Source organism: Siansivirga zeaxanthinifaciens CC-SAMT-1, assembly GCF_000941055.1.
Lineage (GTDB): Bacteria > Bacteroidota > Bacteroidia > Flavobacteriales > Flavobacteriaceae > Siansivirga > Siansivirga zeaxanthinifaciens.
On record NZ_CP007202.1, the window covers coordinates 1,625,887 to 1,650,989 of the forward strand.

Consider the following 25,103-nt stretch of genomic DNA (forward strand, 5'->3'; position numbering starts at 1 on the left):
TTTTAATGGAACGGGATTTTTTGTTTGCAGTCATGGGGTTTATTTCGGGATTAAATCGCAATACCAAACGCCATAATTGTCGCTTTTGCAAACAGAGTCGTCGGTATTTGGATGCGCGTATTCACGATATACTTTTTCACCAACTGTAAATTCTATAGGTTTATTGAATATTGGGCCATCAAAGCAAAAGGTGTGAAACTCGCCATGTTCTCCACATGGGTCGACACCTTCGGGTAAATTATCAATAAAGTTTTTATCTATAATAGTACCAACAAAATTCTCGTTAAAAAATTTGGAGTTGGCGCAAACAATAATGGTTTTAAAACCTAAATCTAAAAATTCATTTAAAAGTGCTTTGGTATCGCGTTTCCAGATAGGAAATACAGTTTTAAAACCTGCTTTTGCCAATTGATTTTCTCTGTAAGTTCTTAAATCTTCCAGAAAGATATCTCCAAAGGCACTATGTGTAAAACCATCATGTTTTAATCTTGAAACGGTTTCTAACATTTTTTGCTCATAAATGTCCATGCTGGGCATTTCCGGTAATTCTATAAGACTCGATTTTATATTTATAGCATCTGTTTGAGCTGTTAATAATTCTTTTCTCAAACCGTGCATAGATACTCTGTTGTAATGCGAATTTACTGTTGTAATTAATTCATCAACCAGATAGCGTTCATCTTGTAATAAATGGTAAAGTGCCAAAGCAGAATCTTTTCCGCTACTCCAGTTGAAGTAGGTTTTAATTTTGTTCAAAATTTATTTTGTTTAAAAGTGAGGCTGGCAGCTGCTTGTTTAAATACATGCTGTTGTTAAATCTGTTAAAGCTATTACTGTCTTCTATGGGCTTTAATTTTCTGGTATTTTCAGATTTTATTTTGTTTGTTTTTGTGGTAGAGCCTTCGATTTCAGCTAACGCTAAGGCTAAAAGTTTCTCATTTTCATTACCAATAATTCCAAGATTTAAATAGCTTTCAGAAATATCAATGTCGGGTGTTAAGCCATTGTCGTAGTCTGTCTTTCCAACTTTATTTAAAGATTTAAAAATAAGAGGTTGCATAGCATAAGTGTGATTCGGGTTGGCACCTTCTCTGGTGAAATCTTCAGAATCGTATAAAGTGGTTGAAGCTTGATATTTCCCTGCGGTATTTTCGCCAATATGAATAACATCTATATAGGGATCTAGTGAATTTATAATCAACTCACTTGCAGAGGCCGATGATTCTAAAGCAATAACATATACTTTACTTAAATTCAAACTATTTATAAGGTTCCCATCCAAGGTATTTTTAAATCTGTTAATTAATAATTCCGGATTTTCTTGCTCGAAGGCTGCTTGAAATTCGCTATTCCATTCTTCGGTGCTAAAAACCTCATTATTAAATTGTCCAGTTATCATACTCGCTAAAAGTATAGCAGAGTTTACCGATCCGCCAGGATTGTAACGCAAGTCTAAAACCAAGTGTTTTACATTGTTGTTTTTAAAATTTCCAAAAACATTATTTAACTGGGTATCATAATTTGCAGTAAAACCATTATACATAAGGTATCCAACATTTTCGCCATTAACGGTTAGTATCTCACTTTTGAAAATAGGATTTTCATTGTATTCTAATTTGTTTAAAGTAATTGTTTTATTAAGTGGCTCAATCGTATCGTCTGTGTTTTCGGTAGTCCCATTGGTGTTGTAATTAGCAAAACTTAATGTATACGAGCTTCTAGATAATAAACTATTATAATTATCAATAGTTAACTCTGTATTATCTACTTTATTAAAAATGTCGCCTCTAACAAGTCCTTTTGTTTCGGCATCGCTATTTGGTAAGACCAAACGAACAATACCAATTAATTTTGTAGTGCTATTGGGCTGTAAGAAGAGGGTGAATTCCATACCGTTACTGGTACTTATGCCGCTAAACGATTGTTCTAAAGCAATATAATCATCAACAATCCAGCTGAATTTATCGACAGTAGTGCGCTGGTAAATTAAGCTTTCAAACAAATCTTCTGGAGTAGAAAAGCTGTTTAAGTAACTGGCATAGGCTTCATCCGAAGAAAATTTATCATTCGCCAAATCGGGTACATTATCTTTATATAAGTAAAATAAATTCATCCCTTTCCATACAAAATCGTTTATTTCGTTAGTAGAAATTTGATTGTCGTCGTTGTCTTCGAAGCAACTTGTAGTTAACAAAGAGACGAAAAAGATGAGCATTAGGGGCTTAAGAATTTTCATAGAATCATTTTTATATTTAGACCTTAGTCTTTTAAACTCTAAATTTACTTACATTATTATATTATATAAAATTATTTGTAACAAAATAATAAGTGGTTCGTCGTAATATCAAATAGCGAATTAAAGCCGTTTAACCAAACCAATCTAAAATGACTCAAAGTGAGTTTTTAAATATTGTAATGCCTTTTAAAGATAAAGTGTTTCGTTTAGCAAAACGATTGCTGGTATCTACAGAAGAGGCAGAAGATGCAACTCAGGAAGTGTTAATGCGATTGTGGAGTAATAAAACGAAAATGCAGGAATATAAAAATATAGAGGCATTTTCGATGACAATGACAAAGAATTTTTGTTTCGATAAATTAAAATCGAAGCAAGCACAAAACTTAAAAATTGTACATAGTAATTATGAAGATGGCAACACATCGTTACAAAAACAAGTTGAATTAAGCGATAGTGTTAACTGGGTAGCTAAAATTATTGAAGATTTACCCGAGCAGCAAAAAATGATTATACAATTACGAGATATTGAAGCTTACGATTTAGATGAAATTGCTGAAATGTTAGAAATGAATAATACAGCAGTTCGAGTAGCTTTATCTAGAGCACGAAAAACAATAAGAGAAAAATTAACTAATACGCATAATTATGGTATTAAATAATATAGAAAAATTACTGGAAAAGTACGACAATGGAGAAACCTCTTTAAAGGAAGAGCAACAGTTAAAAAACTATTTTTCGCAACAAACTGTAGCGCCCCATTTAGAAAGTTATAAACCTATGTTTGTGTACTTTAAAGAAAACCAAAAAGAGCAGTTTACTAAAAAGATTCCATTAAAAACTAAGAAAGTTATAAACTATAAATGGATTTCTGTTGCAGCTGTAGCCGTTCTTATGGTCGGGTTTTATTTAAAATCCAATAGTAAAAACAACGATTTAGGAACTTATGAAGATCCAGAGTTGGCTTACCAAGAAGTTACAAAATCGTTAGCGATGATTTCAAATCATTTTAATAAAGGGGTTTCAACCGTAGGTTATTTAAACGAATACGAAAAAGGTGCCGAAACGCTAAATTATTTGAATGCCCTTGAAAATTCAACAAATATTATTTTTAAAACAACGAAGTAATTATTAAAAAAAAACAACATGAAAACAATAAATAAAAACCCGATGAAGAATAAATTATTAGTGTTAATAATGGCGCTTATGCTGCTACCTATGTTAGGAATGTCTCAGGATATTTTTGATAAGTATAATGATAATTCTGATGTTACCTTTGTATCTATTAAACCAAAAATGTTTCAAATGATAGCTAAAATGGGCATCAATGTAGAAGATCCTGAAGCCAGAGCCTATATGGATATGGTTAAAAGTATTACCAGTTTTAAAACAATCATGACAGATGACAAGACTATTTCGGCAGATATTTCAAAATGGGTAAAATCGCGTTCAAGCTCTTTAGAAGAATTAATGGAGGTAAAAGATGATGGCTCTGAAGTGAAATTTTATGTAAAAGAAGGTAAAGATTCTAACCACGTGAAAGAATTGCTAATTTTCGTGAATGGCATAGATAAGGTCATGAAAGAGTCTGTTGAAATTAACGGAAAAGAGCGTCGTATTGAAACCGTAGTCGTATCTCTAACTGGCGATATCGATTTAAACGAAATTTCTAAGCTTACCGACAAAATGAATATTCCTGGAGGAAAGCATTTAGAGAAGAAAAAATCTAAGTAAAATAAATTCATCAATCAAAATAAAAATACGCATTGCCTGTTAAAGGTAATGCGTATTAATTTCATCAAAAAAAACAATCAAGAAAATGAAATTAACAACCAAACAAACATTAACGATCTTGCTTTTAGCGTTGCTACTGGTTAGCTGTAACAATAGTAAAAGTTTACAAAGTTATTTTGTAGATAATCAAGAATCTGCAAATTTTATTTCGCAAGATTTACCTATATCAATGCTAAAAATTGATACGAGTAATTTAACCGAAGACCAGAAAGAAGCTTACAACTCTGTGAGCAGATTAAACTTTTTAGGTTATAAAGCCACCGAATCGAATAAAGAAGCTCTAAAAGCAGAAATTTCTGAAGTAAAAACTATTTTAAGTGCCAGTAAGTATAACGATTTGATTGAGTTTAGCGATAAAGGCAACCGTTTTGTAATAAAGTATATAGGTACCGATGATGAAGCCGATGAAGTTGTGGTTTTTGGAAGTTCTAAAGATATGGGCTTTGCTATTGTTCGTGTTTTAGGGAACAACATGAATCCTGAAAAAATGACAACTTTGGCAGGTGTTCTAAAAAAGGCAGATGTAGGAGAAGCGCAAATGCAAAGTATTATGAATTTTTTTAAATAAATAATTCAAATCCATAAAAAAGGGTATCGTATTACGATACCCTTTTTTTATTTTATGTTTTCCTGAGTTTTTTTCTTTTCTTGGTTTTGGTGTAGAAAAAATTAGACAGAATTATAATTAATAATAAGGCCAATAACCCTTTAATAAATAAACTGTCTAAAAGCTCTAATATGCCGCAAACAAAAAAGCCAACAGCTAAAACGCCACAAAGAATAAGGGATTGTTTGTCTGTTAGCATATATTAAATTCCTGTGTAATTACTTGGTGAAATATTTTTTAATTCTTGTTTAATAGCATCCGATACCTCTAAAGTATCAATAAAATTTGAAATAGATTCTTTATTTATTTTAGAATTGGTTCTGGTTAATCCTTTTAAGGCTTCATAAGGATTTGGATAAGCTTCTCTTCTTAAAATAGTTTGAATAGCTTCGGCAACTACAGCCCAGTTATTTTCTAAATCTTCGGCAAACTTAGGTTCATTAAGTAATAATTTGTCTAAACCTTTTAATGTCGATTTAAAACCAATTAACGTATGTCCTAATGGTACACCAACGTTTCTAAGCACGGTACTGTCGGTTAAATCGCGTTGTAATCTAGAAATAGGAAGCTTAGCCGATAAATGTTCAAAAATAGCATTGGCAATTCCTAAATTACCTTCGCTGTTTTCAAAATCTATGGGGTTTACTTTATGCGGCATGGCACTACTTCCAACTTCACCGGCTTTAATTTTTTGCTTAAAATAATCCATAGAAACATAGGTCCATATATCTCTATCTAAATCTATAATAATGGTGTTTATACGTTTTAAAGCATCAAACATAGCTGCCATATGGTCGTAATGCTCAATTTGAGTTGTTGGAAACGAGTGGTATAAACCTAGTTTTTCTTCAACAAATTTGTCACCAAAAGTTTTCCAATCTATCGTTGGATATGCCACATGGTGCGCATTAAAATTACCTGTTGCACCACCAAATTTAGCGGCGTGGGGTACAGCGCTTAATAGTTTTAATTGTTCTTCTAAACGCACAACAAACACTTCAATTTCTTTTCCAAGACGGGTAGGAGATGCCGGTTGACCGTGAGTTCTTGCAAGCATCGAAACACCTGCCCAGTCTTTTGCCAATGTTTTAAGTTTGTTTAAAACTAAGGTGTATTCTGGGATATAAACAACGTCGATAGCCTCTTTTATACTTAAAGGAATTGCTGTGTTATTAATGTCTTGTGAGGTTAAACCAAAGTGAATAAATTCTTTAAATTTTGATAAACCTAAGGCATCAAATTTTTCTTTTATAAAATATTCAACAGCTTTAACATCGTGGTTTGTAACACTTTCAATTTTTTTAATCGCTAAAGCATCTTCAGTAGAGAAATTTTTATAAATAGCTCTTAAATCATCAAAAAGATTAGTATCAACATCTTTTAGTTGAGGTAACGGAATTTCACATAAAGCAATAAAGTATTCTATTTCAACTAGAACACGGTATTTAATTAAAGCTTCTTCAGAAAAATAAGGTGCTAATTCGTTTACTTTGCTTCTATATCTTCCATCAATTGGAGAAATGGCGTTAAGTGGTGTTAATGACATGTGTTGTTTGATTTTTAAGAAGTTGCAAAGATAGTTTTTTTAGCCCAAGACCGAAAGTGAAAGGTAGAACTTTTAAACTTAATTTTTAGTTTTTTTAATTTTAGCTATAATCTGTTTTGCTCGGGCTTTGTAAGCCGCGCTTTGAATAGGAAAATCGCGATTAAGTATCTGAGTTAATTCGGGATAAATCCAGTCGTATTGTTTTCCAAATAAAAACAAAGTAGACATTGCAAATGCTTTTGGGGCTACTTTTTCATCGTTAATTAAAACATCAAAACAAGTTTCAATAATGCGTTCTTTGTGGGTTTCATGTAAATTACTTTTTATAAGGTGGTCTGCTTTTCCAAAATAGGCCTTGGCGAGTAATTCGCATATTTTTATCACGGGTCTTACGGCTGCATCTAAATGTACTTTTTTAATGTTTAAAGTAAAGGTGTCTAGATAGGGTAGTAGCAATTCTAAATTTTTAAGGCAAACATATTCGAGTACCCAGGCCGCTCGGGTGGAGGTTTTATCGTTTACCATAAACGTAATTTCCAGTAGTTTAGGAAGTAAATCGGGTTGTTTTAATACCAGATTTGCATAAAACAAGCGACTTGCTTGGGTATGGTTTACATAATTTAATTCGTTATAAAATTGCTTGGTAGTCAAAAGGATTTAGTAATTTTAAAATCTAAATTTATTAAAATGAAAATGATAAAAAAAATAGGGATAGGCTTATTAATTCTTTTAGCGGTTTCCCAGTTATTTGGTCCTAAAAAGAACGAAGGTAAAATGGAATCTATGAATGCTTTTTATGCAGAAACCAATCCGCCAGCCGAAGTCAAGCAAATTCTAGAAGTTGCCTGTAACGATTGTCATAGCGACGTAACTCGTTACCCTTGGTATAACAATATTACACCTGTAAATTACTGGTTAGCCAGCCACGTAAACGATGGAAAAAAACATTTTAATATTTCTAATTGGGAAGGTAATTCTGTAAAACGCAAAGACCACAAATTTGAAGAACTTATAGAAATGGTTGAAGAAAAAGAGATGCCTTTAAACTCTTATACATGGACACATGCTGAAGCCAATCTAACCGAAAATCAAATTAAAGCTGTGGTTGATTGGGCTAAATTGGTACGTGTAAAATATTCTATGATGCCTAAACCAGAATAAATCACATTTAAAAAAAGCATTGAATTTAGTGGGATTTAAAAAACTTTTAATCATTGGTTTTGTTTGGCCAGAGCCCAATAGTTCTGCTGCTGGAAGCCGAATGATGCAGCTTATTTCATTTTTTCAGTCGCAAAATTATATAATAACGTTTGTTAGTTCTTGTGTAAAAACAGAAAGTGCATTTAATCTGGAATCTATTGGGGTTAGCCAACAGTTTGTAGAATTAAACAACAGCAGTTTTGATGGATTTCTTAAAGACTTAAAGCCAGACGTGGTTTTGTTTGATAGATTTTTAACCGAAGAACAATTTGGCTGGCGTGTTCATGAAAATTGTCCTAATGCCATAAGAATTCTAGATACCGAAGATTTACACGGTTTGCGTAAAGGGCGCACATTGGCTTACAAAGCAAATAAACCTTTTAATAAAAGTTTCTTGTTTAATGATACTTCAAAACGAGAAATTGCCAGTATTTACAGAAGCGATTTAAGTTTAATTATTTCGAAGGCTGAAATGGAAATTCTTAAATCTGATTTTAAAGTTAATGATGCTTTTTTACTGTATTTACCGTTTTTATTAGATGAAATAAGTGATAAAACAATAAAAACACTCCCCATATTCGAATCGCGTAAGCATTTTGTTACCATTGGTAATTTTTTGCACGAACCTAATTATCAGGCTGTTTTGTATTTAAAGGAAGCTATTTGGCCTCGCATAAAAAAAGCATTGCCTCAGGCAGAAATGCATATTTACGGCGCCTATGCTTCACAAAAAGTAAATCAATTAAACAATAAGCAAGAGCGTTTTTTTATTAAAGGTTATGCTGAAGATGCTCATAAAATCATGCAAAATGCCAAAGTATGTTTAGCGCCTTTACAATTTGGAGCAGGCTTAAAAGGTAAACTTATAGATGCCATGCAAAACGGAACGCCCTGTGTTATGAGTTCTATTGCTGCTGAAGGTATGTTTGGTAATTTAGCACCAAACGGATTCATTGAAGACAACCCAGAGACTTTTGCAGAAAAAGCAGTGCAACTATACAACGATAATTTAATCTGGAATGCTAAACAGAAAAACGGATTTCAAATTATAAACACACGTTTTAATAAAAATGCATTTCAAGAAAATTTTGCAGCCACATTGTACGAGTTTAGTAACCATTTACAAGAAAAACGATTAAATAATTTTACCGGACAAATGCTTATGCATCATACCATGCAGAGTACTAAGTTTATGAGTAAGTGGATTGAGGCAAAGAATGTGGCTAATAATTAAGCTAACACCTCGCTTTTCTTTATTTTACGGTATAAAAACGTGTTAAAAATATTGCGTTTTGCAAAACGTGTTAATTTATCCGATTGGCAAAGTTTAATATATAACGCTTTGTTTACCCCAAAAAACTCGTAGGTATTACCATCGGCAAAGGTTATTTCTAAAAGCATACCCTTATGTTGCCAATCAATAATAGGTGTATTAATGGTTTCGTTGTATTCGTCTAAATTTGCTGCTTTTGTTTCTGGAGCAATGCTTACTAAAAAGTGGTAACCATCAATAATTTGCTTGCTTTTTATTTCGGCCTCGGCAGCTTTTTCATCGCCAGCTTGAAATTTATCGGGATGCCACGCTTTAACTAAATTTCTGTAAGTCGATTTAAGTTGCTTTAAATCAATCTCTTTTTCAACATTAAAAAGTTTTTTGTATTCGTTAATACGTTTCATAACCCGTTTTTTAAAATAAGCCGCGAAGATAGTCTTTTTTAATATCATACAATAAATACTTGAGATAAAAGACCATACACCAAAAATAAGTTTTCTAGTTTAAAGTCTCTTTTCTTTTATATCTTCTCTCTTCTCTAATATCTATTATCCACACATATAAAGTCCTGTACTTTTTCATAGCTTTGCAGCTTTAAAATTTAGACTATGATTTCAGTTGATGCTTTAGCGGTAGAATTTAGTGGAAGCGCTTTGTTTAGTGATGTATCCTTCACGATAAATGAAAATGATAAAATAGCCCTTATGGGGAAAAATGGTGCAGGAAAGTCTACCATGATGAAAATTATTGCTGGAGAACAAAAAGCAACTCGTGGCAATGTGCGTTACCCAAAAGATGTTGTTGTTGCTTACTTACCCCAGCATTTACTTACCGAAGATTCGTGTACGGTTTTCGAAGAAGCTTCTAAAGCATTTAAGCATATTTTTAAAATGCGTGATGAGATGGAACGTCTTAACAAAGAACTTGAAACCAGAACCGATTACGAATCTGATGATTATATGAAAATCATTGAAAAAGTATCAGATTTAGGTGAAAAATTCTATGCGCTTGAAGAGATAAATTATGATGCCGAAGTTGAAAAAGCGTTACGTGGTTTAGGTTTTAAACGCGAGGATTTTACACGTTTAACTAGCGAATTTAGTGGTGGTTATCGTATGCGCATCGAATTGGCTAAAATTCTTTTACAAAAACCAGATTTAATTCTTCTGGATGAGCCAACCAACCACATCGATATAGAATCGGTTATCTGGTTAGAAGATTTCTTGCTTAACAAAGCCAAGGCTGTTATGGTTATCTCCCATGATAAAGCCTTTATCGATAATATTACCAATCGTACCATAGAAGTTACCATGGGCCGCATTTACGATTATAAAGCTAATTATTCGCATTACTTGCAATTACGTGAAGACCGACGTTCACATCAAATAAAAGCGTACCAAGAGCAGCAAAAATTTATAGCAGATAATGTGGCGTTTATAGAGCGTTTTAAAGGGACTTACTCTAAAACGAACCAAGTAAGTTCACGTGAGCGTATGTTAGAAAAACTTGAAATTATTGAAATTGATGAAGTCGATACATCGGCTTTAAAGTTGCGTTTTCCTCCTGCGCCACGTTCGGGCGACTACCCGGTAACGGTTAAAGATTTATCAAAATCGTACGACGATCATGTTGTGTTTAAAGATGCTAATATGTCTATTGCTCGAGGCGAAAAAGTATCGTTTGTTGGTAGAAATGGTGAAGGAAAATCGACTATGATAAAAGCCATAATGGGACAAATTGATTTTGAAGGACACTGCGCATTAGGGCATAATGTAAAGGTTGGATATTTTGCACAAAATCAAGCATCTTTATTAGACGATAATTTAACCATTTTCCAAACCGTTGATGAGGTTGCCGAAGGCGATATTCGTACACAAATAAAAACCATTTTAGGTGGTTTTATGTTTAAAGGCGACGATATCGATAAAAAAGTAAGTGTACTCTCTGGTGGTGAAAAAACACGCTTGGCCATGGTAAAATTACTTTTAGAACCTGTTAATTTGTTAATTCTCGATGAGCCTACGAATCACTTAGATTTGAAATCTAAAGATGTATTAAAGGAAGCTTTAAAGAATTTCGATGGTACTTTAATTTTAGTTTCCCACGACCGTGATTTTCTTCAAGGTTTATCTCAAAAAGTATTTGAATTTAAAGATCAACGTGTTATTGAACACTTTGAAACCATCGATGATTTCTTAGTGAGAAACCGTATTGAAAACCTAAAACAGATCGATTTAAAAAAGTAACCGATTAAAGAAGGTCTAAGCGTTCTACTATAACCGTATGTTGAATGGGTACAGCTGCTGGTCCGAATTGATTAAAAATAGGCACATCGGCAGCATCACGACCATAAGCTACAGCCACGTAGCCACCTTTTTTATAAGGCTGTGTGGCATCAAAAAGATACCATCGGTTGCCTACGTAAGCTTCAAACCAAGCGTGCATATCCATAGGGTAGAGCTCATGCAAATATCCAACAACCATGCGTGCAGGAATGCTTAAACTTCGGCATAAAGCGATACCTAAATGTGCTAAATCTCTACAAACACCTTGTTGTTTTTGATGGACTTCAATGGCCGAAATGGGGTAGTCGCTACTTCCTGGTAAATAGGTAATATGGTGTCTTAGCCAATTTTCAATGGCTTCAACCTGGTTATAACCTTGTAGCTCATTCATTGTTATTGCTTGGGCTAAATCGCCAAATCTATCAGATTCACAATATCTACTCGGTAGCAAGTAACATAAAATATTGTCGGGGATGTTTTCAACGTTTACTAAAGGTGCGTTTGGTGCTATATCCGAAAAATCACTTACTTTAGCTTCAGCTTCTGTGTAAATAGAGAATAAGCCCGAAGGCGCTAAAACACGTTGGCATAAATTTCCGAAGGCATCAATATATTCATTTGCTGTAACATTAGGATTAATGTTATAAACTTCGCGAGAAATCCATTGCTGTGCTCCGCTGCGCGCTCGAAGCATTAAAATAAAAGGCGTTGGTATTTCTATATCGAAAACCAAATTGCAACTCACGCGTAACCACATAACCTTATTTATTTGAGATAAAAAATATCAATTACCTATTGCACATAAAAGTATAAGATTTAGACTATACTTTAACTAATTTTTTAGTATTTATAGTGCTTAGAATTTGAAGTTACAACAAAAATATAGGATTAAAATTCTTAATCACGAATTTTTCAAAAGTGTAATCATTTGCTGTACACCAACTGTTGCGGGTTCTGCAATAACGTTTAAGTTCTTTTTATTTTGAACCGATGCAGGCTTCGGATCGATAAAAAATATAGGAATGTTTTCTGGAACATAATGCATTAAACCTGCAGCAGGATAAACTTGCATCGATGTACCTATAATAGCTAAAATATCTGCAGTTTCACAAATTTCTACGGCTTTTTCAATCATAGGAACTTCTTCTCCAAACCAAACAATATGCGGCCGCAGTTGATGGCTTTTTTTGCAAATATCACCAATAATTAAATCTGTTTTCCAAGGTAAAATATCGGTTTCATCAAAAGTGCTTCTTACTTTTAATAACTCACCATGTAAATGAATCACTCGAGTACTGCCTGCACGTTCATGTAAATCGTCTACATTTTGAGTGATGATAGTGATGTTATAATCGTTCTCTAAATAGGCTAAATCTAAATGCGCTTTATTGGGTTCTACTTCAAATAATTGTTTGCGCCGCTGGTTGTAAAAATTTAAAACCAATGCAGGATTGTTTTTAAAACCCTCGGGAGTTGCTACTTGCATAACATCATGACCTTCCCATAATCCGTCGGCATCTCTAAATGTTTTTATGCCACTTTCGGCACTTATACCGGCACCTGTAAGTACAACTAAATGTTTTTTCATGTGTTTAATTTATGCGGTTTTTATAGTCAAAAAAGGCTTTCATATAATAATTTCCTTTTGTAATTGAAAATTAGTTATGGAAGTTTCATGTTATAAATTTACTAATTTTGGCACATGATAGATTTAAAACTTTTAGAACATTTAGAAACCTATTTAACCGATACCAGAAGAGCCAAGTTTAACAAGGTGTTGTCGCAACGCACAAAACATTTTACGGTAGCCACAGAAGATGTTTATCAACTACACAATACCAGTGCTGTTATTAGAAGTTGTGATGTTTTTGGCATACAGGAAGTAAATATTGTTGAGGAACGCAATTCTAAGCGCATTGACAGAGAGATTGCCATGGGCGCTCAAAAGTGGGTAGATTTAAACAGATACCATACGGTTAAAGACTGTATTAACGATTTAAAAACTAAAGGCTACCAAATTGTGGCTACAACTCCGCATGCAAACGACTGCGATTTACATGATTTTGATGTTACAAAAAAGTCTTGTTTTTTCTTCGGAAGAGAAACAGAAGGCTTATCTGAAGACGTTTTAAATGCTGCCGATTGTTATTTAAAAATACCTATGGCCGGATTTACAGAAAGTTTAAATATTTCGGTTTCGGCAGCCATAATTTTACAACATGTTACTACCAAACTGAAGCAAACAAACATTAACTGGCAATTAACCGAAGCAGAAATTCTTGAAAAAAGGTTAGATTGGGTGCGAAAAACCATTAAAAGTTACGATACCATTGTTAAGCATTATTACGATACACATAACGTTAATAAATAAAAAAAAGGAAGCACAAAGGCTTCCTTTTTTGATAATATATTTTATTATTTGTTTCTGTTTAAGACTTTATATTCTTCGTAACATTCACTTATAGCATCCAGAATTTGTAAATCGTTAGCCGTTTGAATAAAGTTTTTAGAATAGTTACATTGGCTTACTATTTCATCTAAATCAACACGATCTACATTAAGTAAAACGGTTAGCATTTCTCTATCAAAACGTGAGGCTAATAAATTTCTAATCTCATCGTCCTGTTTCATTTTCTTAAGCTTACGCATTTCGTTCGGTTTTTTACCAAACATACGATGAAGAAAATCAGCAGGATTAAAAATCGATCCTATAACTTTACTAATCGTACTTTTTTTACCAGCTTCGTAACCCGTACTTGGTAAACCAGAAATAGCGTATTGGTAATTGTCGTTAATAACCGGTACTTGCTTAATATCTACTTCTAAATAACCCGTAAGTTTCAATTCTGTTAACACCACTTCTTCTAGGGCTAAAGCCAATTCGGTAAGCTCGATGTTGGCCGATCCAAATTTTAACCAGTCGTTAGTAACTCTTACTTTAATAGATTTAAAACCTAAGTAAGAGAAATGTAAAGTATCGTTTACTTTGGCCGAAATTTCAAATGCTCCTTTATTATTAGTTGCAGTACCTATAACCTGATTCAGGTTAACAATATTCACATTTTCTAAAGGCTCTTTGCTTTCAGAATTAATAACAACACCTAATACACTTGCTGCTTCTTGTGCTATGGCAACAGAAGTCACTATAAAAAATATAAAAAGTAGCAGGTGTTTTTTCATAGGTTAAATAAACGCAATTTAGATTATAAATGTACTAAACTAAAAAGTATAATTACTTTGAGGGCTTTTAATTTGACTTAAAATTAACAAAATAGTTTAAACTAGCGTCTAGAACGTCTTGGTCTGGAAACACCACCAGTGTTTTCAGATTTTGAAGCGCTGCCTGTACGTCTACCTGCTCGGTTAGGAGCTCCATTACTGCCAGATTTAAAATCGCCAGAACGTCTTGGTTTAGCATCGCCACCACTGCGTTTTTCTCCACCACGTTTATCATCGCGTCTTCCGCCGCCAGAACTACGTCTGTCGTTGCGTCTTCCGCCGCCACCACGATTTTCAGAAACTTCAACATTTACAAAACGGCCTTCGTGTTTGTAGTCGGTAAAAAAGGCTAAAACTTTATCTTTAAGTTCGTTTTCTGTATTAAAAAACGAAAAACTTTCTTTAGTTTCCACTTTAAATACATCGTCTCTTCCTAAATCTAAAACCTCTTTTAAGAAATCTTTTAATTTCATCCAGTCGAAACCATCTTTAGTTCCAACATTTATAAAATAACGTGTAGAATCTGATTTTCCTCCAAAATCACGTCTGCTCTCACGTCCACCATCACGCTCGCGAATATCAGATTCCGATACGTTTAAGTTTTTAGCTTTTTGGTAGTAATTAAAGAAACGCGTAAACTCTACCGAAAAGAATTTTTTAATTAATTCGTCTTTCGATGTGTCTTCAAACAACTCATTAATGTTGGTTAAATACTTATCAATTTCGTGATTAATTTCGGTGTTATGTATTTTGTTTGCAAGCGACATTAACTGCACTTCGCAAATTTCCATTCCATTAGGAATTTCCTTTTTAACAAAGTCACGTTTTATAATACGCTCAATACTTTTTATTTTTCTTACTTCACTTTTAGAAACAATAACCATAGAAACACCCGTTTTTCCGGCGCGACCTGTACGACCAGAACGGTGCGTATAAGTTTCGGTTTCGTCTGGAAGTTGGTAGTTTATAACGTGAGTAATATCATCTACATCAATACCACGAGCAGCCACATCGGTAGCTACAAGCATTTGAATTTGGTTTTTTCTAAACGAGTTCATAACCAAATCGCGTTGGTTCTGACTTAAATCACCATGCAATGCGCCAGCGCTATATCCATCTTCTATAAGTTGTTCGGCCACTTTTTGAGTGTCTCTTTTTGTTCTACAAAACACTACCGAAAATATATCTGGGTTCGCATCAGCTAAACGTTTTAAAGCATCGTAACGATCTCTAGAATTTACTAAATAGTATTCGTGAGTTACGTTGCTAGTACTTTCATTTTTATTTCCAACAGTAATTTCCTGCGGATTTTTCATGAATTTCTTAGCAATAGTTGCTACTTCTTTTGGCATGGTTGCAGAAAATAACCAGGTGTTTTTATCTTCTGGAGTATTCGATAAAATATCGGTAATATCCTCTTTAAAACCCATGTTTAACATTTCGTCGGCCTCATCTAAAACACTGTACTGTATTTTAGAAATATCAACCAAACCTCTGCTAATCATATCTTTAATACGACCCGGCGTTGCAACTATAATTTGTGCGCCTCTTTTAACTTCTCTCGCTTGGTCTGTAATACTAGAACCACCGTAAACAGCCACCACGTTAAGTCCTTTGCAGTACTTGCCGTAAGCTTTCATTTCGTTGGTAATTTGTAAACAAAGTTCGCGTGTAGGCGATAAAATAAGGCCTTGAGTAGTCCGGCTATCAAAATCAATTTTCTGTAACATCGGGAAACCAAATGCGGCCGTCTTTCCGGTTCCGGTTTGCGCTAAGGCAACCAAATCGGTTTCAGATGCTAATAAAATTGGGATGGCTTTGCTTTGAACTTCACTTGGGGTTACAAAACCTAAATCGGTGATGGCTTGTAATAATTCGTCATTAAGACCTAAATCTTGGAATGTGCTCATTCTTTTATGTAAGTATTCGATTGTTTTATGTGGTGTTACATAAGAAGCGAATCGACATACTTAAACCTAAACTTCTAGCAACACATCCTCACTCTGAGGAATTTAATCCATTTTCTGGATTTCAAGCTGCAAAGATAGTCTTTTATTTGTTATTTACTATTATACTTGTAAATCTTTAATTTTGGGCGTTTTAACACGCTTTCACGACTCGCTTTTTTTGTTTTTAAAATCATAAATACACTAGAAACATGGCGTTTAACAAAAAGAGCTCAAACAAACGTTCAATCGTTAACGCAGCTACAGGTAACTTTAAACTTTTTAGTTTTCATTAGTTATAAGCGTTAATATGTTGCCTAGAATAGGATTTCTGTTTTCGGTATTCCAAACCGCAGAAAGTACCGTACGTTGTTTTATTTTGTTAAGCTCAATAAATTTAATTTTTGAATTACTTTCATCTTGCAACGATTTTGGCACAATAGAAATACCAAAGTTATTTTCAACCAGTTTATATATTGAATCGGCATGAATGGTATTGTGCGTTATTAAGGGGTTAAAACCACTATCGTCGAAAATAGTCATTACCTTTTCGTAGTAAGAAGCGCTATATTCGGGATCGAATAAAATAAAATGTTCATTTTTTAATTGCGACAGGTTTTTAAAAGTAGAAGCTTCAATTGCATGCGCTTTTGGTAACACCAAACAAAACGGTTCTTTTAAAACCGGGTGACTATTTAATCCTCTGGGAATGCGTTCCAATCTAACAAAACCAATATCAATTTCTTGCGATAATAAGCCTTCAATTTGCTTGTTATTATCCATTTCTTTCAAACTAAATAACACATCGGGGTGTTCTTTGGTAAACTTTAAAAGTAAATTCGGTATTATTTTTTGCATAGCAGAACCTACATAACCAAAATTTAATTTACCATCTTTTCCATCTTCAAGCAATTTGGCATGGTCTAAAATACTTTCTAAATGTTTTAGGTTTTTGGTTAATTCTTCTTTTAAATAAGTTCCGGCATGGGTTAGTTTTACTTGCCTGTTGTGTCTTTCAAATAAAGTAACACCCAATTGACCCTCCATTTCTTTTATTTGACGACTCAATCCGGGTTGCGAAATAAACAGTTTTTCGGCCGCTTTTCTAAAATGTAGTGTTTCGGCAACAGCTAAAAAATAATGTATATGTCGAAGTTCTAATTGATAACTCATGGTTATTAATAGTTAAAAATAATGGTATTATTAAGTATCAAATTTATTAATAATTTTGTAATGCATCAACTTAATGTTCAACTTATTACAGAAATCATGTTTGCATACGGAATAGACAGACTTACAACAGATAAAGTAACAGAGATTTTAAATGGAAATTTAAAAGCAACGTTAACAGAATATGCCATATCTAAAATTGAAGAATGTAGAAATAAAGTTGAGGTTATGGCAAATTCCACAAAGGCTGTTTATGGCATCAATACAGGTTTTGGACCGCTGTGCGACGTTAAAATTTCGCCAGAAGAAACCAGTTTACTTCAAAAGAATTTACTAATTACCCATGCTGTTGGTGTGGGAAACCCTATCGATAAAGAATTATCAAAAATCATGATGATTTGTAAAGTGCACGCATTAAGTCGTGGATTTTCGGGCATTCGATTAGAGGTTATAGAACGTATTATTTACTTTATAGAAAACGATTTATTACCCGTAGTTCCAGAACAAGGTTCGGTGGGTGCTTCGGGCGATTTAGCACCGTTATCGCATTTGTTTTTGCCATTAATTGGTGAAGGCGAATTTTGGATTGCCAATGAAATTGTTCCGGCCATGCAAGTTTTAAAAGCTCATAATTTAGAGCCTATCGAATTGGCAGCTAAAGAAGGTTTAGCCTTAATAAATGGTACACAATTTATCTTAGCCCATGCTATTATTGGGTTACGAAAAATGGAATATCTGTTAGATTTAGCCGATGTTGCTGGTGCCATGAGTTTAGAGGGCTACCAAGGAAGCGAATCGCCTTTTAAAGAATTACTGCATAGTATTCGTCCGTTTCAAGGCAATTTAGTGGTTGCAGAACGTATGCGTATGTTATTTAAAAATTCTAATAATATTAAATCGCATGAAAATTGCGAGCGTGTTCAAGATCCCTATTCTATGCGTTGTATTCCGCAAGTTCATGGGGCTTCTCGTAATGCTTTTTATCATTTAAGCGAATTAGCAGAAATTGAAATGAACTCGGTTACCGATAACCCAATTGTTTTAAGTGAAACCGAAGCTATTTCTGGTGGTAATTTTCATGGTCAACCTTTGGCTATGGTATTAGATTATGCCGCTTTAGCATCCTCTGAATTGGGAAATATTTCAGACAGACGTTGTTATTTGTTGCTAGAAGGTAAATTTGGATTACCACGTTTACTCACCGCTAGTGGCGGTTTAAATTCCGGATTTATGATTCCACAATACACCACAGCGGCTTTGGTTACCGAAAACAAATCTTTATGTTTTCCTGCTTCAGCCGATAGTATTCCAACCTCATTAGGACAAGAAGACCATGTGTCTATGGGAAGTATTTCTGGTCGTAAATTCAACCAAATACTAGGAAATATCGAAAAAATATTAGCCATAGAACTCATGTATGCGGCTCAGGCTATGGAATTTAGACGACCAAATACCTTTTCAGAAATACTAGAGAAAAACTTCAGTATTATTAGAAGTAAAGTCGCGAAATTAGAAGAAGATCGTATTCTTAAAGATGATATTAATGCGATGATAAATTTAGTTAGAAATAGAGCATTCATTGTAAAATAGAAAGATTATGACGTTTAAAGAAGAAATTTTACAAGGTATCCCCAATACATTACCTTCAAAATACGAGTATCCTACGGGTGTTAACAGGGCACCAAAACGTAAAGATATTTTATCGAAAGAGGAAAAACAATTGGCTATTCGAAATGCGTTGCGTTATTTCCCAAAAGATTGGCACGCAGCATTAGCACAGGAATTCGCACAAGAACTTCAGGATTTCGGGCGTATTTATATGTATCGATTCAAGCCATCATACAAAATATTTGCTAGAGATATTCAAGACTATCCGGCAAAATGTACGCAAGCAGCAGCCATTATGCTCATGATTCAGAATAATTTAGATCCTGCAGTGGCTCAACACCCCGAAGAATTAATAACTTACGGTGGTAATGGTGCGGTGTTTCAAAACTGGGCTCAATACCTGCTAACGATGCAGTATTTAGCAAATATGACTGAAGAGCAAACGCTTCACATGTATTCTGGTCACCCGATGGGATTATTTCCGTCGTCTAAAAATGCGCCAAGAGTTGTTGTTACCAATGGTATGATGATTCCTAATTACTCCAAACCAGACGATTGGCAAAAATTCAACGCGCTTGGGGTTACGCAATACGGACAAATGACAGCGGGTTCCTTTATGTATATTGGTCCACAAGGCATCGTTCACGGTACGACAATCACCGTTATGAATGCTTTCAGAAAAAAATTACCTAAAAACGAAACGCCGGCAGGAAAAATATTTTTAACTGCTGGTTTAGGTGGTATGAGTGGCGCTCAACCTAAGGCAGGAAATATTGCAGGTTGTATTACTATTTGTGCCGAGGTAAACGATAAAGCTGCTACAAAACGATATGAGCAAGGTTGGGTAGATGTTTTAATTGATAATTTAGACGATTTAGTTGCCAGAGTTAAAAAGGCACAAGCAAATAGCGAAATAGTTTCCATCGCTTTTATTGGCAATGTGGTAGATGTTTGGGAACGTTTTTATGATGAAAACATATTTATTCATGTTGGTTCCGACCAAACTTCGCTTCATATTCCATGGACGGGTGGTTATTATCCGGTGGGCATATCTTATGACGAGTCTAACCGATTAATACGTGAAGAGCCTTTAGTATTTAAAGAAAAAGTACAGGCTTCTTTACGCAGACACGCCGAAGCAATTAATAAGCATGTTGCTCGCGGCACGTATTTCTTCGATTATGGTAATGCTTTTTTACTAGAAGCATCGCGTGCAGGAGCCGATGTGATGGCAGAAAACAACATCGATTTTAAATATGCATCCTATGTTCAAGATATTTTGGGACCGATGTGTTTCGATTATGGTTTCGGACCTTTCCGTTGGGTTTGTGCTTCCGGGAAACCAGAAGATTTAGATAAAACAGATGAAATCGCCATGCATGTTCTGCAAGACATAATGAAAGATGCTCCAGAGGAAATTCAGTTGCAAATGCAAGATAATATTACTTGGATTAAAGATGCCAAGAAAAATAAGATGGTAGTTGGCTCGCAAGCCCGTATCTTGTATGCCGATGCCGAAGGGCGAGCTAAAATAGCCGAAGCTTTCAACAAAGCTGTGGCTGCCGGTAAAATTGGCCCTGTAGTGTTAGGACGCGACCATCATGATGTAAGCGGAACCGATTCGCCGTATCGCGAAACCTCTAATATTTACGATGGTAGTAAATTTACCGCCGATATGGCCATTCATAATGTTATTGGTGATAGTTTTAGAGGCGCTACTTGGGTGTCTATTCACAATGGTGGCGGCGTAGGCTGGGGCGAAGTTATGAACGGTGGTTTCGGGATGTTGCTCGATGGCACTAAAGAAGCCGATGAACGTTTGAAAAATATGTTGTTTTTTGATGTAAATAACGGTATTGCACGCAGAAGTTGGGCAAGAAACGATGAAGCCTTATTTGCTATAAAACGAGAAATGGCACGCACACCAAATTTAAAAGTCACCATTCCTAATTTGGTGGATAATCAATTGTTAGAAAATTTATTTTAATGCGCATTTTATTCAAAAATATTAAAGAATTAATTCAAATTAGAGAGTCTGGTATTTCTTTTGTTTCGGGAAGCGATATGAGCATACTTCCAAATATTAAAAATGCTTTTTTACTGGTTGAGGATGGTCTTATTAGCGATTTTGGAACAATGGATGCTTGTCCAGATACAAAGGCAGAACAGGTTATTGATGTAACAGGTCAAATGATGATGCCAACCTGGTGCGATTCGCATACCCACATTGTTTATGCGGGTAACAGAGAAAGTGAATTTGTAGATAAAATTAAAGGATTAACATACCAGGAAATTGCAAATAAAGGCGGAGGTATATTAAATTCTGCAAAAAAATTACAGAAACTTTCTGAAGCCGATTTATACGAAGAAAGCAAAGTACGTCTTGAAGCGGTTATAGCTATGGGAACGGGTGCTGTTGAAATTAAATCGGGTTACGGTTTAACAGTGGAGTCCGAATTAAAAATGCTTAGTGTTATTAAGCAGCTTAAAAAGAACTACGATTTACCAATTAAAGCGACCTTTTTAGGTGCTCATGCGGTTCCAAAAGCCTATGTAAATGATAAAGAAGGCTATATGCAACTTATTATTAATGAGATGATCCCTTTAATTTCTGAAGCCAATTTAGCCGATTACATCGATGTTTTTTGTGAAACGGGATACTTTTCTGTTGAAGATACCCAACGTATCATGCAAGCCGGTAAGGCTCATGGATTGGAATCTAAAATTCATGTCAATCAGTTTAATTCTATTGGTGGTGTTCAAATAGCTGTGGCACATAAAGCTTTGTCTGTCGATCATTTAGAAGAAATGACAGATGCAGATATTGAATCGTTGAAAAATACCAAAACCATGCCTGTGGCTTTGCCGGGATGTTCTTTCTTTTTAAGCATTCCTTATACGCCAGGTAGAAAAATGATTGATGACGGATTGCCTTTGGCATTAGCAACCGATTATAATCCGGGTTCTTCACCATCTGGTAACATGAATTTTGTAGTATCGGCAGCTTGTATTAAAATGAAGTTAACACCCGAAGAGGCCATCAATGCGGCCACCATTAATGGGGCTTATGCCATGGGATTAGAAAACCAGGTAGGAAGCATTACCAGAGGTAAATTAGCTAATTTAATAGTAACCAAACCTATCAATTCGTATGGTTTTATACCCTATTCGTTTGGTGAAACACAAATAGATAAAGTTTATATAAAAGGACAACAAATTAATTAACCAACCCGCTTAACCAACCTTAAACAACCCAACTAAACAAGGAAGGCGCGTAAAAGTAACCATGTTATTTTTCGCGCCTTATTAATTTTAAACGTTATTTTCTTAGATTTTTTATCCGTTGCAAAAGGGTAGGGTGCGAATAATGCACAAAAACATAAGCAGGATGTGGCGTTAAATTGCTTAAACTGTTTTTAGATAGTTTTTTTAAAGATGAAATTAAAGGTTCGCCTTTGTAGGTTGTTTTAGCGTAATCATCGGCTTGATATTCAAAAGTTCTAGAAAACCAATTCATAATTAATCCGGTAATTTCAGAAATAGGCGCATACAGCAATCCGAAGGCTATTAAACTTATATGAAAACTGGGCGTTTCTACACCTAAAGCATTTGATAATAATGGATTTGATATAAAAATCGATAATATGTAAAGGGTGAAACCTGTGAGTAAAATTGAAGCAAATAAATTAAATATAATATGTTTCTTTTTGTAATGTCCAACCTCATGCGCTAATACTGCTACTATTTCTTCTTCATCTAAATCATTAATTAATGTGTCGTAAAGCGTCACGCGTTTTTCACTTCCAAAACCAGAAAAATAGGCGTTGGCTTTAGTGCTTCTTTTAGAGCCATCAATGACGAAAATTTTATCGAGTTTAAAACCAACCGTGCTGGCATAATCTGATATTTTATCGCGTAAACTGCCTGCTTCAAGTGGTGTTTGTTTATTAAATAAAGGAACAATAAGTTTAGAATAAAACATATTCATAAACAAGGTAAATACGGCTACCAAGGCCCAGGCGTATAACCAGAAATTATCGCCAGCAAATTCATAAAACCAAATAATTAATGCTAGAATACCACCGCCAACTACAGCCATCATTAATAAACCTTTTAATTTATCTAAAAAGAAAATTTTGGGTGTGGTTTTATTAAATCCGAATGTATCTTCAATAACAAAGGTGCTGTAATAGGAGAAAGGCGTCGTTAAAATATCGCTTCCAATCATAATAATTCCGAAGAAAATTAAGGCTATTACAATAGAATTTTCAGAATAACTGCGGGCTAAAGCATCAACAAAAGCAAATCCGTCGAAAAACAGAAATCCTAGAGTTAAAACCAAAGAAAAGGTTGAGGTTATAATTCCGAATTTATAATTGATCACTTTATAATTTTGCGATTTTTTATATTCGCCGTCATCGTAAACGTCTTGTAAATCTTCAGGCAGCTTATCGTTAAAATGTTTGGCATTTAAAGCATCTAAAACCTTTTCAACAATAAAATTGATAATAATAATGGCTATAATGATATAAAAAAGGGTAGTGGAAGTCATATTTTATTTAAAGTTTCGCTGTCTTTTAGCTTCAAAAATAAGAATACCAGCAGCAACAGATACATTCATAGAATCAATCGCTCCTTGCATAGGAATGATGATGTTTTGTGAGGAACTCTCTAACCAAGCATCGCTTAAACCAGAGGCTTCGGTGCCAACAACTATAGCAGTTGGTTTTGTAAAATCTTGTGTATGATAATGAACAGAGGCTTGCAAGGCAGCACAATAAATATCAATGTTTCTAGCCTTTAAAAAGCTAATGATTTCGGCAGTGTTGCCCGTTGCAATTTGGTTGGTAAACACACAACCCACACTGGAACGTATAATATTCGGATTGTACAAATCGGTTTTAGGGTTTGCAATTATAACGGCATCTACATTGGCAGCATCGGCAGTTCTTAAAAGTGCGCCTATATTTCCCGGTTTTTCGGGTGCTTCAGCAATTAAAATTAGCGGTTGTTCGGTGCTAAATTTTAAATCTTCAATCGCATGATTTTTACTTTTGGCGATCGCTAAAACACCTTCGGTAGTATCGCGATAGGCTAATTTTTCATAGACTTCTTTAGAAATTTCAATAATATTAAATCGATTCGTTGCTAAATCCTCTAGTTGGTCTTTCGAAAATAATTCAGGGTAAAACAAAACGCTGTCCAATTCGTAGTTTCCCTTCAGCGCAAGCGATATTTCACGAACACCTTCTATTAAAAAAGTTCCCGATTTTTTGCGTTCGCGCGACTTGTCTTTTAATTGAACAAGTTGCTTTATTAAAGGGTTTTGTATGCTTGTAATTTCTTTAATCATATTGGGAGCAAAAGTAATTGTTTTTAATGTAATGTTATTGTTTTTAACCGACAAACACAGTATTCAAATTAAAAATGATATGAAAAAAATAACGGCTCTATTAGTAATTGTAATGTTTTTTGCGTGTAAAAATGAAGTTAAAACACCTACAAGTGAGCCTGTCTTAAATACCCATGATAGTTTAAAAAAATATCCAGAAAACATTTTGAAAATATTCAAGGCCCATGGCAGATTGGATCTTTGGAAACAAATGCAGGTCATTTCATTTACAATTTCAAATCCAGATGGTGATGAGATAACAACCACAAATTTAAAAAATAGAAAATCTTTAATAGAGACGCCTAATCATGACATTGGCTTTAATGGTAAACAGGTTTGGGTTAAAAATAAGAACACTATTAATTATGAGGGTAATGCTAAGTTTTATTATAATTTGATGTTCTATTTTTATGCTATGCCTTTTGTTTTAGCCGATGAAGGCATAAATTACGAAGATGTAGAACCCTTAATTTTTAATGAAACGGAATATCCAGGAATCAAAATTTCTTATCAAAATAATATAGGAGAATCACCAGATGACGAATATATTATTTATTACGACAAGAATACCAACGAAATGGCTTGGTTAGCTTACACTGTAACTTTTTTTAGTAAAGAAAAGGCTAAAGAATTTAATTATATAAAATATAATAATTGGCAAAAAGTTAATGGCTTATTACTTCCCGAAACTATACAATGGTATCAATTGGAAAACAATATGCCAACAAATAAAAGAAAAGAAGTTACCTTTAGAAATGTAAAAATAAACAAAGAAAAAACAGACGAATCTATATTTGAAATTCCAGAAGGAGCAAAGATTATAGAATAGT

The 25,103-nt window shown here is 34.2% G+C and carries 24 protein-coding genes; 12 read left to right on the forward strand and 12 right to left on the reverse strand.

Translation table 11 applies throughout. The annotated features are described in order from the left end of the window. Window positions 1-39 precede the first annotated feature (39 nt). Together AW14_RS07270 and AW14_RS07275 are read right to left on the reverse strand one after the other, a co-directional pair. Window positions 40-756: a Dph6-related ATP pyrophosphatase gene (locus AW14_RS07270; protein WP_044638214.1), complete on the reverse strand. Its 717-nt coding sequence runs from the start codon at window positions 754-756 to the stop codon at window positions 40-42. Continuing rightward, window positions 743-2,236, reverse strand: coding sequence for a S41 family peptidase (locus AW14_RS07275; protein ID WP_044638215.1), 1,494 nt, complete (start codon window positions 2,234-2,236; stop codon window positions 743-745). Before AW14_RS07275 ends, AW14_RS07270 begins: the two co-directional genes overlap by 14 nt. Window positions 2,237-2,385: 149 nt before the next feature. Here AW14_RS07275 and AW14_RS07280 point away from each other — a divergent pair, with 149 nt between their 5' ends. From AW14_RS07280 to AW14_RS07295, 4 genes are all read left to right on the forward strand, one after another. Further along, on the forward strand, window positions 2,386-2,895 hold the full coding sequence (locus tag AW14_RS07280; protein WP_044638216.1) for an RNA polymerase sigma factor: 510 nt from the start codon (window positions 2,386-2,388) through the stop codon (window positions 2,893-2,895). Further along, on the forward strand, window positions 2,882-3,361 hold the full coding sequence (locus tag AW14_RS07285; protein ID WP_044638217.1) for a hypothetical protein: 480 nt from the start codon (window positions 2,882-2,884) through the stop codon (window positions 3,359-3,361). Before AW14_RS07280 ends, AW14_RS07285 begins: the two co-directional genes overlap by 14 nt. A gap of 18 nt (window positions 3,362-3,379) precedes the next feature. Further along, window positions 3,380-3,967 carry a DUF4252 domain-containing protein gene (locus tag AW14_RS07290; RefSeq protein WP_245617633.1) on the forward strand — a complete coding sequence of 196 codons (588 nt, stop codon included), beginning with the start codon at window positions 3,380-3,382 and terminating at the stop codon, window positions 3,965-3,967. Between the two features lie 85 nt (window positions 3,968-4,052). Beyond that, window positions 4,053-4,595, forward strand: coding sequence for a DUF4252 domain-containing protein (locus tag AW14_RS07295; RefSeq protein WP_044638218.1), 543 nt, complete (start codon window positions 4,053-4,055; stop codon window positions 4,593-4,595). 241 nt (window positions 4,596-4,836) lie between these two features. Here AW14_RS07295 and purB read toward each other — a convergent pair whose 3' ends face one another. Next, window positions 4,837-6,180 (reverse strand): adenylosuccinate lyase, encoded by a 1,344-nt coding sequence (purB, locus tag AW14_RS07305; RefSeq protein WP_044638220.1) that lies wholly within the window; start codon window positions 6,178-6,180, stop codon window positions 4,837-4,839. A 78-nt stretch (window positions 6,181-6,258) separates the two neighbouring features. Next, window positions 6,259-6,831, reverse strand: coding sequence for a hypothetical protein (locus AW14_RS07310; protein WP_044638221.1), 573 nt, complete (start codon window positions 6,829-6,831; stop codon window positions 6,259-6,261). A 36-nt stretch (window positions 6,832-6,867) separates the two neighbouring features. On the opposite strand from AW14_RS07310, the gene AW14_RS07315 reads away from it, so the two are divergent. After that, window positions 6,868-7,341 (forward strand): heme-binding domain-containing protein, encoded by a 474-nt coding sequence (locus AW14_RS07315; protein ID WP_044639536.1) that lies wholly within the window; start codon window positions 6,868-6,870, stop codon window positions 7,339-7,341. A 28-nt stretch (window positions 7,342-7,369) separates the two neighbouring features. Further along, window positions 7,370-8,614 carry a glycosyltransferase gene (locus tag AW14_RS07320; RefSeq protein ID WP_245617634.1) on the forward strand — a complete coding sequence of 415 codons (1,245 nt, stop codon included), beginning with the start codon at window positions 7,370-7,372 and terminating at the stop codon, window positions 8,612-8,614. On the opposite strand, the gene AW14_RS07325 is transcribed toward AW14_RS07320, so the two are convergent. Beyond that, complete coding sequence (locus AW14_RS07325) at window positions 8,611-9,057, reverse strand: KTSC domain-containing protein (RefSeq protein WP_044639537.1); 447 nt, start codon at window positions 9,055-9,057, stop codon at window positions 8,611-8,613. The genes AW14_RS07320 and AW14_RS07325 overlap by 4 nt on opposite strands. Window positions 9,058-9,261: 204 nt before the next feature. Here AW14_RS07325 and AW14_RS07330 point away from each other — a divergent pair, with 204 nt between their 5' ends. Then, entirely contained in the window at window positions 9,262-10,899 is a 1,638-nt protein-coding gene (locus tag AW14_RS07330) for an ABC-F family ATP-binding cassette domain-containing protein (protein WP_044638223.1), read from the forward strand. A gap of 4 nt (window positions 10,900-10,903) precedes the next feature. On the opposite strand, the gene AW14_RS07335 is transcribed toward AW14_RS07330, so the two are convergent. Next, window positions 10,904-11,695: a transglutaminase domain-containing protein gene (locus AW14_RS07335; RefSeq protein WP_044638224.1), complete on the reverse strand. Its 792-nt coding sequence runs from the start codon at window positions 11,693-11,695 to the stop codon at window positions 10,904-10,906. Window positions 11,696-11,839: 144 nt separating this feature from the next. Then, complete coding sequence (locus tag AW14_RS07340) at window positions 11,840-12,526, reverse strand: SIR2 family NAD-dependent protein deacylase (protein WP_044638225.1); 687 nt, start codon at window positions 12,524-12,526, stop codon at window positions 11,840-11,842. A 114-nt stretch (window positions 12,527-12,640) separates the two neighbouring features. Here AW14_RS07340 and AW14_RS07345 point away from each other — a divergent pair, with 114 nt between their 5' ends. Continuing rightward, the gene (locus AW14_RS07345; protein ID WP_044638226.1) at window positions 12,641-13,309 is read left to right on the forward strand and encodes a TrmH family RNA methyltransferase; all 669 of its coding nucleotides are present in this window, start codon (window positions 12,641-12,643) and stop codon (window positions 13,307-13,309) included. A gap of 44 nt (window positions 13,310-13,353) precedes the next feature. On the opposite strand, the gene AW14_RS07350 is transcribed toward AW14_RS07345, so the two are convergent. The 3 genes from AW14_RS07350 to AW14_RS07360 form a co-directional block, all read right to left on the reverse strand. Then, entirely contained in the window at window positions 13,354-14,118 is a 765-nt protein-coding gene (locus AW14_RS07350) for a carboxypeptidase-like regulatory domain-containing protein (protein WP_044638227.1), read from the reverse strand. 101 nt (window positions 14,119-14,219) lie between these two features. Beyond that, the gene (locus AW14_RS07355; RefSeq protein ID WP_044638228.1) at window positions 14,220-16,067 is read right to left on the reverse strand and encodes a DEAD/DEAH box helicase; all 1,848 of its coding nucleotides are present in this window, start codon (window positions 16,065-16,067) and stop codon (window positions 14,220-14,222) included. 318 nt (window positions 16,068-16,385) lie between these two features. Beyond that, window positions 16,386-17,276, reverse strand: a complete 891-nt coding sequence (locus tag AW14_RS07360; RefSeq protein WP_044638229.1) for a LysR family transcriptional regulator — start codon at window positions 17,274-17,276, stop codon at window positions 16,386-16,388. A gap of 96 nt (window positions 17,277-17,372) precedes the next feature. Between AW14_RS07360 and hutH the strand changes: the two genes are divergently transcribed. The 3 genes from hutH to hutI are packed head-to-tail and all read left to right on the forward strand — an operon-like array spanning window position 17,373 to window position 22,106. Further along, the gene (hutH, locus tag AW14_RS07365) at window positions 17,373-18,863 is read left to right on the forward strand and encodes a histidine ammonia-lyase (RefSeq protein WP_218916005.1); all 1,491 of its coding nucleotides are present in this window, start codon (window positions 17,373-17,375) and stop codon (window positions 18,861-18,863) included. Between the two features lie 7 nt (window positions 18,864-18,870). Next, window positions 18,871-20,868: a urocanate hydratase gene (locus tag AW14_RS07370; protein WP_044638230.1), complete on the forward strand. Its 1,998-nt coding sequence runs from the start codon at window positions 18,871-18,873 to the stop codon at window positions 20,866-20,868. Further along, window positions 20,868-22,106, forward strand: coding sequence for an imidazolonepropionase (gene hutI / locus AW14_RS07375; RefSeq protein WP_044638231.1), 1,239 nt, complete (start codon window positions 20,868-20,870; stop codon window positions 22,104-22,106). The genes AW14_RS07370 and hutI overlap by 1 nt, the downstream gene beginning before the upstream one ends. 94 nt (window positions 22,107-22,200) lie before the next feature. On the opposite strand, the gene AW14_RS07380 is transcribed toward hutI, so the two are convergent. Further along, a complete protein-coding gene (locus tag AW14_RS07380) occupies window positions 22,201-23,433 on the reverse strand; it encodes a M48 family metallopeptidase (protein ID WP_044638232.1) in 1,233 nt (410 codons plus the stop codon). A 3-nt stretch (window positions 23,434-23,436) separates the two neighbouring features. Then, window positions 23,437-24,234, reverse strand: coding sequence for a TrmH family RNA methyltransferase (locus tag AW14_RS07385; RefSeq protein ID WP_154662132.1), 798 nt, complete (start codon window positions 24,232-24,234; stop codon window positions 23,437-23,439). Between AW14_RS07385 and AW14_RS07390 the strand changes: the two genes are divergently transcribed. Then, on the forward strand, window positions 24,212-25,102 hold the full coding sequence (locus AW14_RS07390) for a DUF6503 family protein (RefSeq protein WP_245617635.1): 891 nt from the start codon (window positions 24,212-24,214) through the stop codon (window positions 25,100-25,102). The two genes, AW14_RS07385 and AW14_RS07390, sit on opposite strands and share 23 nt — an antisense overlap. The last annotated feature ends 1 nt before the right edge of the window (window position 25,103 follow it).

What these genes read in the sequence shown, in the direction of transcription:
- AW14_RS07275 (WP_044638215.1), bottom strand. Translation starts at nt 2,236, where the DNA reads ATGAAAATTCTTAAGCCCCTAATGCTCATCTTTTTCGTCTCTTTGTTA.
- AW14_RS07280 (WP_044638216.1), top strand. Translation starts at nt 2,386, where the DNA reads ATGACTCAAAGTGAGTTTTTAAATATTGTAATGCCTTTTAAAGATAAA.
- AW14_RS07285 (WP_044638217.1), top strand. Translation starts at nt 2,882, where the DNA reads ATGGTATTAAATAATATAGAAAAATTACTGGAAAAGTACGACAATGGA.
- AW14_RS07290 (WP_245617633.1), top strand. Translation starts at nt 3,380, where the DNA reads ATGAAAACAATAAATAAAAACCCGATGAAGAATAAATTATTAGTGTTA.
- AW14_RS07295 (WP_044638218.1), top strand. Translation starts at nt 4,053, where the DNA reads ATGAAATTAACAACCAAACAAACATTAACGATCTTGCTTTTAGCGTTG.
- purB (WP_044638220.1), bottom strand. Translation starts at nt 6,180, where the DNA reads ATGTCATTAACACCACTTAACGCCATTTCTCCAATTGATGGAAGATAT.
- AW14_RS07315 (WP_044639536.1), top strand. Translation starts at nt 6,868, where the DNA reads ATGAAAATGATAAAAAAAATAGGGATAGGCTTATTAATTCTTTTAGCG.
- AW14_RS07325 (WP_044639537.1), bottom strand. Translation starts at nt 9,057, where the DNA reads ATGAAACGTATTAACGAATACAAAAAACTTTTTAATGTTGAAAAAGAG.
- AW14_RS07330 (WP_044638223.1), top strand. Translation starts at nt 9,262, where the DNA reads ATGATTTCAGTTGATGCTTTAGCGGTAGAATTTAGTGGAAGCGCTTTG.
- AW14_RS07335 (WP_044638224.1), bottom strand. Translation starts at nt 11,695, where the DNA reads ATGTGGTTACGCGTGAGTTGCAATTTGGTTTTCGATATAGAAATACCA.
- AW14_RS07340 (WP_044638225.1), bottom strand. Translation starts at nt 12,526, where the DNA reads ATGAAAAAACATTTAGTTGTACTTACAGGTGCCGGTATAAGTGCCGAA.
- AW14_RS07345 (WP_044638226.1), top strand. Translation starts at nt 12,641, where the DNA reads ATGATAGATTTAAAACTTTTAGAACATTTAGAAACCTATTTAACCGAT.
- AW14_RS07350 (WP_044638227.1), bottom strand. Translation starts at nt 14,118, where the DNA reads ATGAAAAAACACCTGCTACTTTTTATATTTTTTATAGTGACTTCTGTT.
- AW14_RS07355 (WP_044638228.1), bottom strand. Translation starts at nt 16,067, where the DNA reads ATGAGCACATTCCAAGATTTAGGTCTTAATGACGAATTATTACAAGCC.
- AW14_RS07360 (WP_044638229.1), bottom strand. Translation starts at nt 17,276, where the DNA reads ATGAGTTATCAATTAGAACTTCGACATATACATTATTTTTTAGCTGTT.
- hutH (WP_218916005.1), top strand. Translation starts at nt 17,373, where the DNA reads ATGTTTGCATACGGAATAGACAGACTTACAACAGATAAAGTAACAGAG.
- AW14_RS07370 (WP_044638230.1), top strand. Translation starts at nt 18,871, where the DNA reads ATGACGTTTAAAGAAGAAATTTTACAAGGTATCCCCAATACATTACCT.
- hutI (WP_044638231.1), top strand. Translation starts at nt 20,868, where the DNA reads ATGCGCATTTTATTCAAAAATATTAAAGAATTAATTCAAATTAGAGAG.
- AW14_RS07380 (WP_044638232.1), bottom strand. Translation starts at nt 23,433, where the DNA reads ATGACTTCCACTACCCTTTTTTATATCATTATAGCCATTATTATTATC.
- AW14_RS07390 (WP_245617635.1), top strand. Translation starts at nt 24,212, where the DNA reads ATGCTTGTAATTTCTTTAATCATATTGGGAGCAAAAGTAATTGTTTTT.
- AW14_RS07385 (WP_154662132.1), bottom strand. Translation starts at nt 24,234, where the DNA reads ATGATTAAAGAAATTACAAGCATACAAAACCCTTTAATAAAGCAACTT.